Origin of the sequence: Caballeronia sp. (genome assembly GCF_049581465.1) — a bacterium.
Lineage (GTDB): Bacteria > Pseudomonadota > Gammaproteobacteria > Burkholderiales > Burkholderiaceae > Caballeronia.
Map to the genome: position 1 here is coordinate 1 of NZ_JBAUSA010000442.1, position 9470 is coordinate 9470.

Below are 9470 nucleotides of genomic sequence, written 5' to 3' on the forward strand. Positions count from 1 at the left end.
CATATAGCATCTCATCAACATTCATCGTTAACTGATGGCCGCCGCGGCTGATGTCTGCCTGACACAATTCGACTGCTTGCGTGAGTATGGACTGCACGCGGGTCGCTTCCAACGTCAACTGAATGGCGCCAATCGATACAAGTGATGCTGACAGCAAATTATCAACAATCTGGCTCATATAGCGGCTGTGGCGACGCAAAAGTTCCCGCGCCCATGCGCGCTGCGCACCCGTCGCCCGATGCTTGTCAAGAAGCTCCACTGCGGTGTTGATTGGCGCGAGCGGAGCGCGCAACTCATGCGCGAGCATGGCCAAAAATTCATCTCTGTTGTTCGCTGCGCCCTCAAGACGACGCTTGGCGTCGGCGAGTTCGTGCGACAGGACGCGACACTCCAAGTGGCCGACAACATTTGCCGCCAATGTTCGTAACGCATCAAGTTCGCCGTCCGTGATGTCATGAGGACAGTGGTCGATAGCGCAGAGCGTGCCGAGCGCTACACCGTCCGACGTTTTAAGGACAATCCCGACATAGAAGACCACGCGTCGTTCACCTGTGACCAGCGGATGATCGCGAAATCGTGCATCCTCCGCGCTGTTCGGTATGACCAAGGCATCACCGGTGAGCAACGCTTCAGCGCATATGGACTCTTCTCGCTTTGCATGCTGACGCTTCATGCCCCACGCCGACTTACACCACTCCCGAGCGTCGTCGATGAAATTCAAAAGGGCAATCGGTGCCCGCAATATGTGAGCAGCCGTTTTCGTGATTGCATCGAAGTGCGATTCGGCCGCCGTATCTAGAATTGCAAACGCCTGCAAGCGTTGTAATCGATAAGCCTCGTTTCGATGGGCGGCAAACGCCATGATGGGAAGGTCCGATAACGGTTCAGAACGGTGAGAGCGTCCTTAAAATCCAGCAAGAAAGGGTCCAACTTAGGCAAACAGATACTGCAGATGAACAACTAAGGCCGCAGCGCCTTTCTTGTCGTACAAATACGCCAGTGGCGCCCCTCCGCGAGCCCTAGCTTTTGTCAGAATTTTTAAGACAATTTGTAAGAAATACCAATCGCCTTCGTGGGAGTCGCATACTAAGGAAGGCGACGGCGGTATGTCGCCAGTCATACTACCGTTGCGTCCGAATAACCGTTGAGCAGCCGACAAAAATGAAAGCGACACATGAGTCATCTTCATTGCTTTGCACGGCGGGTTCCCCGTCGGAAGGCGCGCCGTCGCGTTTAGCAGTTGAATCCGTGGAACGAGCGAGAGCCGCTGGCGTCATCATTACCGCAGCACTCGCGCAGCGCCCAACCCGTCCACCGCAACTATTAGACGAAAATGCGGCGTTGGTGTCCTTAACGCGTGCCCTAACCGCGCGGGAAGGGACGCTGCTTCCTCTCCTGGCCAATACAGCTCTCACGCTGTGTAATGCAGACAGCTCCGGCATCAGCCTCGTTGACTGTCCAATCCACGACAACTCTCGCTTCACTTGGGTTGCGGCTGCGGGTATCAGCTCCCCGTACGCGTGCGCATCGACCCCCGTTTATGATAGCCCGTGCGGTATCACCGTCGCTCTGGGCGAGCCACAGCTTTTCGGCTTGCCACAACGCTATTTCGAGGCGCTTCGAGGGCCGATCCCTGAAGTCATTGAAGGCCTTGTTGTCGAGATTCCAATTGGATCGGGCGCCACCGGGACAATATGGGTGATGTCGCATCGAGGCGATCGCCAATTTGACCTTGAAGACGTTCGTGTACTGACGAGCTTGGCGAACTTCGCCGGGGCCGCGCTTACGGTCATCCGCGCTCGCAAGGAGGCGGCCGAGCAAGCAGCTAACGCTGTCACCGCTCGCGAAGCCCTGGAGCAAAGCGAAGCAAACCGAGAAAACTTCATTGCGATGCTGGGGCATGAGCTTAGGAACCCGATGTCTCCAATCGACAGCGCCATCGCAGCAGCGAAGCTCGCCTGCTCGGATAACGAAAAGGTGACGACTATCTTGGCCGTCGCACAACGGCAAATGCAGCAACTGCGAACGCTAGTCGACGACTTACTCGATGCAACGCGAATTCGGCATGGGAAGTTTGTACTGAAGTGCTGTGACGTCTCGCTTGAGGCAATCGTCTCCGACGCAATAAGTGCTGCTCGCTACGACATCGACGGACGGGGCCATCGCTTGGTCGTAAGTAGTGTTGATCGACCGGCTTGCGTGTATGTTGACCATGTGCGGATGAGCCAGCTCTTAGGCAACCTTCTGTCGAACGCGTCAAAGTACACCCCGGCCGGCGGTATCATCGAGTTGAATATCGAAATTCAGCCTTATACAACGCAGCAGGCTGTCGTTGCCTCGCGCTTTATCGGCGACGTGTTAGTTACGGTCCGCGACAACGGCGTTGGCATCGACGCGTTTGAGCTACCCAATGTATTTGATATGTTTAAGCAAACGGCCTCTAGTAACGGCCGTGCGGAAGGTGGCTTGGGTATCGGGCTGGCCGTCGCGAAACGTATGGTCGAACTCCATGACGGAACCATTGATATTAAGAGCGAAGGGCACGGCCGCGGCACGACAGTCGAACTGCGTTTGCCAATCCTCGTCAACACTCCGGAGAAGGCATCGCATCCTCGGACGGCAAGCTCCCGACCAACCAAAGTCCTACTCGTCGATGACAACCTTGATGCACTCGAAGCGGTGGGTATGCTGCTCGAACTGCAGGGCCATCAGGTACGAACGGCCGCTAACGCAACCAGTGCACTGAGCGTTGCTCACGACTTCTTACCCGAGGTTGCACTTATCGACATCGGAATGCCAGGTACCGATGGTTTTCAGTTGGCGCAACAATTTAGGGCGCAAACGAAATTTGACGAGACCATCCTCGTCGCGCTCACAGGGTTCACAGCCGAAGCCGAGGTGGCGCGCGGGCGTGCTGCCGGCTTTGACCTCCATTTGACCAAGCCATTGTCGGTGGAGGAACTCCACCGTTTCCTCGCCGAGCGAGCGGCACAGCCAGCGGACGGGGCTGACGCCTGTTCGAGCCGGCCTTGTTAGCTCGAAGAGTTTCAGATTCCGCCAGTTCGAGTCAGCGGGTGCAATGCTGACGGTACCGGTCGAATTTTGCGAGCATCGTCTGCGGAAATTTCAATTGCAAAACATCTCGGTACATCCCCATGGCCGCAGCGTCGCGACGCTAAAAAGCCTCTCGCAGAGCCGCGCCAACTGCGGCATCGAGTGCGGTCGCAGCCAAGTCTCGAAGGAAACTGTCTGCGACCGCCAAGTCATTGGCCCATCCTAATTCATCCTGCAGTGGCGTAAACGATGCGGCGTAACTCTGCCTCGTCTTTTTCTCATGGGGCGCGGCGACAAACTCCATCGCGTACCGGACCCTTTCGCCACTATTCGTGCGCGATCGTGAGTGTTGGGGTCAAAGTGCGGAAGATGCCGTCCGCGCTTCGCGAGCTTGCGGTGCTAGTGCTTCGGCAGCGAACTCGCTCACTGGGTAAGCGGCTCACGCGGGCCGTTCGTCCGCCTGCGCCCCTGAGGCATGATGGTGATTCGGACTTGCCCGGTCAGGTAGCGGGTGTGGGCGGACTGGCTGGCGTGTGCAGCTTGTCGGCCACGCTCCACGGCAGAAGCTCGTCAATGCGATTGATTTTGTGATCGGCGATATGAGTCAGCACATAGTTCAGGTAAGCACGCGGATCGATGTCGTTCCGCGCACAAGTGCCGATCAACGCGTACATTGCGGCTGCCCGTTCGCCGCCGCTGTCGGAACCAGCAAACAGGAAATTCTTTCGTTAATGCAATTATGTGCATTGACGAAATAATGCGGAGCTGGAAATTATGTGGAGTCCATCACTCTCGAAGAGTGCCATGCGAGTCGCCGAAGCGATCCGCAAGGATTCGCGGTTCGGCGAACTACGCATAATTACAACGACTCCAGGACCTGCAGGATGCGGTCCGGTGGTCGATATCGACGATTCTTTACCCTTGGCGGTTGAATCCTGTTCAGTGCTCGTTGCTTCATTGTCAAATCAGCTTCCATGTAGCCATGTGTTGTCGACGGGCTTTCGTGTCCCAGCCACAAGGCGATGACCGACAGGTCGACGCCTGATTGAAGTAGGTGCATGGCAGTCGCGTGGCGGACCAGATGAGGAGAAACACGTCGTTTGGCGAGCTGCGGACATTGGTCTTTCGCGCGCGTTACGGCAATTCTCAGCCGGTCGGCGACATTGGAGCGAGTCATCGCATTTCCCGACCGATTTGGAAAGAGCCTCTGACTTGATGCATCCTGGATCTGAGGCAACCACCCCTTGATGAGCCTGGCCGTAGATCGCCATAAAGGCACCGTCCGCTCCTTTCGTCCTTTACCGAGAATATGGACACAGGGCGACGTACCCAGGATGACATCGCCGACGCGCAGTGCAAGGATTTCCGAGACCCGTGCTCCGGTGTTATACATGGTTGCCAGGAGGACCCTGTCGCGTTGGCGCGCCCAGGTGTCTGGGTCGGGCGCTGTCAACAGGTGCTGAATCTCATCGCGAGACAGGAATCCAACCATAGGTTTATCGCAACGCTTCATCGGCACCGAGAGTGCGCGCTGTATAACGGCCAACGACGCAATGTCACGATGTGCCGCGTACTTCAGGAACGAGCGCAACGCTGCGAGTCGAACGTTGCGGGTCCGCGTGCTATTGTGCCGCTCAACCTCGAGATGCCGCAGAAAGGCCAGTATCAGCGGCGCATCCATGTCCGACAGAGTCAGATCAGTTGGACATCTGCCAAGTCGATCCGATGCAAACTGAAGAAACAGACGAAACGTATCGCGATAGCTCGAAATCGTCTCCGAGCTTACCGCGCGCTGCTGCATCAGCCGTTCGAGGAAGAAGTCCTGCAGAAGCGTCGCGAAGGAAGGAACCAGGCAGGCTTTACTCATGGCGAACTCCTTCGGCAAAGCACGCAAATTTCTGGCTTACGATTTCCATGAGATCGGGAACCGCAGTCAGATACCAGTAGGTATCGCTCGGCTTCACATGTCCCAGATATGTTGACAGCGCCATCATCCGGTTGTCGACGTTCTCGCCGTCCTGATACCACTTCAGGATTCGCCGGCACACGAACGTGTGGCGAAGATCATGAATTCGAGGTAACGCGTGGTCACCCCGGGAGGTCCACGCGAGTTGTTTGCGCAGACGGTCAAACGCCCAGTGCACTGTTCGGGCCTGCAACTTCCTGCCATCAAGATTCACAAAGAACGAACTGCAAGGCTCTGGAGCGACGATCAGTGCACGGCGGGTAGCGTAACGCTTCATGGCCCGAATTACAGTAGGATGCAACGGAATTAGACGCGAGCGGTGGAACTTCGTCTCGCGCACAATCAAAGTACCCTCCGCAAGATTCACGTCGTCTCTGCGCAGATTGATGGCCTCCGAGATACGCAAGCCGGTTGCCGCAATCAAACCAAACAACGTTTCATAGGTGAGCGGTCTGATCGAACCGGCGGGCAGCATCGCCGCAGACGCGGCGAGCAGTTCATTGAGTTCCTGCTCCGTGTAGATATGTGGCGCCAGACGACGATGAGCCCGCCCGCACAGATCGCATCGCGGAACAACGGTGTCAGGATAGAGCTGCTTGAGATACTTCGCGAAGGGACGGATTATCTCGATTCGACGCGCCCAGGTAATGGCCCTGTCGCTTGTTGTCGCGTGTGCCCAGGTGAGTGCTAGATCTTCGGTGATCGGACCACGATGCTCCATCGCGTCCGCGAAGCGGGCGAAGTTCATCAATACTTGCCCGGAGATCTTGAGGTCAAAGCCCAGGCAGCGTCGCTCTGCGAGATATGTCTTCGCCAGCGATACCATCGTGTCGGCCGAGTTGACGTTGACGGAGCGTTTCATGATTTACTCCCCGGCCAGGGGAGCGCGACAGCCTCAAGGCTTCGCAGGTCGATCTTCGTGTAGATCGCGGTGGTGTCGATGCTCTGATGGCGTAATACGTCAGCCACTTCCTTCAACGACGAACCGGAACGAAGCAGCCGTCGGGCAACGCTGTGCCTCAGAAGATGGGTTCCAGATCGGTCAGTCCAACCGCATCGAATATATGCGTCATGCACAGCCTTGTGGAGGCGGCCCGTTCCTAACGGAAGATCAACAGGTGCGTAATGCCGTACAAAGACGGCGCGGGAGGTCATCGTTGCTCGTCGCCCTAACCGGATATAGTCGGCGATCGCATGACCTGTCGGCTCCGGCAGCGGAATGATGTAGCCCCGCCGCGATTTGGTGCGACGGATTTGCAGCGTGCCTTCGCGCCAGTTTAAATCGTCGAGTTGGATTTGCACGACTTCCGCAGCCCGCAACCCAAGATCAGACAGACAGCGCACCATTGCGTAATCACGCAAGTTGGCCGCAGTCTCGCGATCGAAGGATTTAAGAAACTGCTCGATCGCGGCGTCCGAAAGCGTTTCAGGCAGCGCCGTCAACCTCCATCCAGCCACGCTCGGCACTGCCGAGATCAGCTCTTCGACCTGGTCGTTATATCGCATGGTCCTGAATCGCAGATAACTGCGCAACGTCACGCCCGCTACGTGAGCGGCTCCAGCATTGCACCCTTCAGGGTAGTGCGTAACGAAACGACGGATATCCCGAATCGTTAGCAGCTCCATGTCTATGTGTTTGCGACCAAAGCTCTGATGCAAGAAATCGCGAATGATTCGACCGCGCTGATATCGCGTGCATTCGGCTAAGCCGCAAACGTCCTTGAGATGGTCAGTAAAGCGACACACCTCCTGTTGCACCGAGTCCGATTCCGCCCGCAGAAACCGAGGGACACCGCACCTGCCCAACACGACCAGCAAATGCCGAAGTGCTGCATTCACGTCTGCCCGGCACCTCGGAGTCGGATCGGGGCAGGTACATCGCCGTAAATGGTCGTTCACGAAGCTGCCGACAAGTCGATCGTCGACCCTTGCTACGGCTATACGGTGCGTTGTAAGCCAATACGCAAAGTGCGCGACGCACCTCACGTAGCGATTGACGGTGCCGGCCGCATAGCCGGTATCAACGAGATATTCGCAGTAGCGCTCTGCAAAAGGGGAAAGGACGCTGCGCCACAACCACGCCTGAGGCTGTGGTCGAAGATGAACCGGGCCAATCATGATGATTCTCCTGAGTGGGTTACAACCCAAACAGGAAACCATCTTTTTATGTGCAGTTTGCTGCAAGCCGCAGATCCCTGCAAGGCGCGTCGCACGGGCGCTCATGACGAGCCGTACGATGCAAACTCTGCATGATTTGCGGGTGCGCATTATTCCGACCCAGGCTCAGTTCGCGTTCATTCTGCCCATATCGGGCAGGAAGTTGAAGTCCGCTATCGTTGGCATCCACTGGACGTGACGGGTGGTTGCCTAGATGCAAACAAGTGCGAGTCCACCTAAACTTAGATAGGTTTGAGTATGTGCTTCGACCCGGCGCAGATTGCAGAAATACAAGGAGCTGAGATTGACCTAGGCCACTATCTGAACGCAGTGGAACGCTTGCAAGGCGTGGTCACTTCTTTGTCTCGCGGTGCTCCACCCCGTACGATAGACAAGCACACCACTATCAACAGATGCTCGATGTAATCGGAGCAAGATTGATGGAGTCGGGTCATCCATCGCTAACGGAAGAAGAGCAAGCCCGTTTGTTTGCCGCGAGCGAATCCGCAGACCTCGCTCATGTCAGCGTCGAGCAGTCGCTGAGATTCGTTAAAGTTGCAATCGATATTTTGCATCCCAGGATGCCAAAACCAAAAAACGTTACGGGCGAATCGAGAACAACTGCCTCTGGATGCCACGCGCAGTATTCGGCGAGCGCCTCCACCCCATCTCCCACAGCTCGAATTTCGTACCGTACGCCTGAAACAACAGCACGTAAGCTGCTAACAAATTCGGGTCGTCATCGGCGATGAGCAATCGCTCTGGGTTCGCAATAGACATGTCTTCTTTCTCCGTATTGCCGCTATGCGCGGCAATTTGAAGACCCAATAGAATCATGCGAACTACTTGCGCGTACTATGCTTTCAACAAATACTTCATAATATTTTTCTTTCATCGGGGCAGACATGCGACTGGCCGACTTCATTTTGCGTGACATGGAAACGATCCTGGGGCAATGGGAGGCGTTCGCTCTGACCCTGTTGCCGGCAGCAGCAAACATGAAATCGCTGGCGTTGCGCGACCATGCGCAACAAATTCTGGAGGCGGTCGCCAGGGATTTGTCCACCGCCCAGACCAGGGAGGCTCAACGCGAAAAATCGTTAGGTCGAGCCCCGAAACTGACCGATGCCCCAGAGACAGCGGCGCAAGCGCACGGCCACCTGCGCGCGCGAAGCGGCTTCGAACTCAACCAACTGGCCGCCGAGTTCCGCGCACTGCGGGCAAGCGTCCTTCGCCTGTGGATGGACGCCTGTCAGCCCGAGGCACCTCATCCGGATGACATCATCCGATTTAACGAGGCTATCGACCAGGCGCTTGCCGAATCGGTCAGCTTTTTCAGCGCCCATGTAGAACAAGCCCGTAATCTCTTACTTGGAATGCTTGGGCATGACATGCGCAGTCCGCTCCAGACCATCCAGATGACAGCGGCTTATTTGGCACGGCTCAACGCTGACGACGAAGTATCTCAAGCCGCTTCTCGTATGATCCACAGTGGCGCTCGCATGCAAGCGCTATTGGACGACATCCTTGATTTCAATCGAACTAAACTGGGTTTGGGTATCAATATCTCTCCGACCAATGTCGACTTGGCTAATCTGTTTGCCGATGAGCTGAACCTGGTGCGAGCGGCGCACCCGGATCACCAGATCGATCTCGTGATGGTGGGAGACTCTCAGGGTGTTTGGGATGGCCGACGTTTGCAGCAGTTGCTCGGCAACTTGGTCCTGAATGCGATCAAATACGGAACGCCAGACGCGCCGGTAAAGGTGATCGTGTCCGGCGCGGAGGCGGAAGTTTATTTCGAGGTCAAGAATAGCGGGGACGCTATTGACCAACAAACTCTGAATCGGATCTTTGATCCTCTCAGGCGAGGCCCGGATCAAGAGAACAAATACGACCAGGATGGCAACTTGGGGCTCGGGCTACATATCGCGCGCGAGGTTGTGAAGGCCCATGGCGGCGACATCGAAGCGCGGTCCGACGAGGCCGAAACGGTGTTCGCCGTGCGTCTGCCGCGTCGCAAGTAGTGCGAGCAATGTTTTCGTCGCTGACTTTCTCCGCGGTTTTCGCGCAGCCTAGATAAAGCACCGCTCGTTGCTACAAGCCAAAGTTCTTAATCGTACTTCCTTCATGTTCGGGCTACCGCCAATTACGGGACAAGCGGACACGACTCGGCCATGAACGGGTGAGGCGACGCACAACAATTCGACGCATAACAATAACCTACGATTTGAGAAGCACGACGGATACCACGGCCAGTAGGCGGAAGGCATGCGCCCGCAATGGGCATAAT

At 56.4% G+C, this 9470-nt stretch carries 7 protein-coding genes and 2 pseudogenes; 2 read left to right on the forward strand and 7 right to left on the reverse strand.

Annotated elements, in window-relative coordinates; genetic code table 11:
- A partial coding sequence (locus WCA53_RS10980; RefSeq protein WP_423909153.1) for a GAF domain-containing sensor histidine kinase occupies positions 1–862 on the reverse strand: 862 nt, incomplete at its 3' end.
- Between the two features lie 299 nt (positions 863–1161).
- Here WCA53_RS10980 and WCA53_RS10985 point away from each other — a divergent pair.
- The gene (locus tag WCA53_RS10985) at positions 1162–3036 is read left to right on the forward strand and encodes an ATP-binding protein (protein ID WP_423909156.1); all 1875 of its coding nucleotides are present in this window, start codon (positions 1162–1164) and stop codon (positions 3034–3036) included.
- Between the two features lie 139 nt (positions 3037–3175).
- Here the strand turns inward: WCA53_RS10985 and WCA53_RS10990 are convergent.
- The 6 genes and pseudogenes from WCA53_RS10990 to WCA53_RS11015 form a co-directional block, all read right to left on the reverse strand.
- Positions 3176–3364, reverse strand: a pseudogene (locus WCA53_RS10990) (inorganic triphosphatase); the annotation flags it as partial.
- Between the two features lie 190 nt (positions 3365–3554).
- A pseudogene (locus tag WCA53_RS10995) lies at positions 3555–3782 on the reverse strand (transposase domain-containing protein); the annotation flags it as partial.
- Positions 3783–3913: 131 nt separating this feature from the next.
- Positions 3914–4921: a tyrosine-type recombinase/integrase gene (locus WCA53_RS11000; RefSeq protein ID WP_423909159.1), complete on the reverse strand. Its 1008-nt coding sequence runs from the start codon at positions 4919–4921 to the stop codon at positions 3914–3916.
- A complete protein-coding gene (locus WCA53_RS11005; protein ID WP_423909164.1) occupies positions 4914–5846 on the reverse strand; it encodes a tyrosine-type recombinase/integrase in 933 nt (310 codons plus the stop codon). The genes WCA53_RS11000 and WCA53_RS11005 overlap by 8 nt, the downstream gene beginning before the upstream one ends.
- Positions 5847–5878: 32 nt before the next feature.
- Positions 5879–6463 (reverse strand): tyrosine-type recombinase/integrase, encoded by a 585-nt coding sequence (locus WCA53_RS11010; protein ID WP_423909169.1) that lies wholly within the window; start codon positions 6461–6463, stop codon positions 5879–5881.
- A 1314-nt stretch (positions 6464–7777) separates the two neighbouring features.
- Entirely contained in the window at positions 7778–7957 is a 180-nt protein-coding gene (locus WCA53_RS11015; protein ID WP_423909172.1) for a hypothetical protein, read from the reverse strand.
- 125 nt (positions 7958–8082) lie between these two features.
- Here WCA53_RS11015 and WCA53_RS11020 point away from each other — a divergent pair, with 125 nt between their 5' ends.
- Complete coding sequence (locus WCA53_RS11020; RefSeq protein WP_423909175.1) at positions 8083–9204, forward strand: ATP-binding protein; 1122 nt, start codon at positions 8083–8085, stop codon at positions 9202–9204.
- Positions 9205–9470 lie beyond the last annotated feature (266 nt).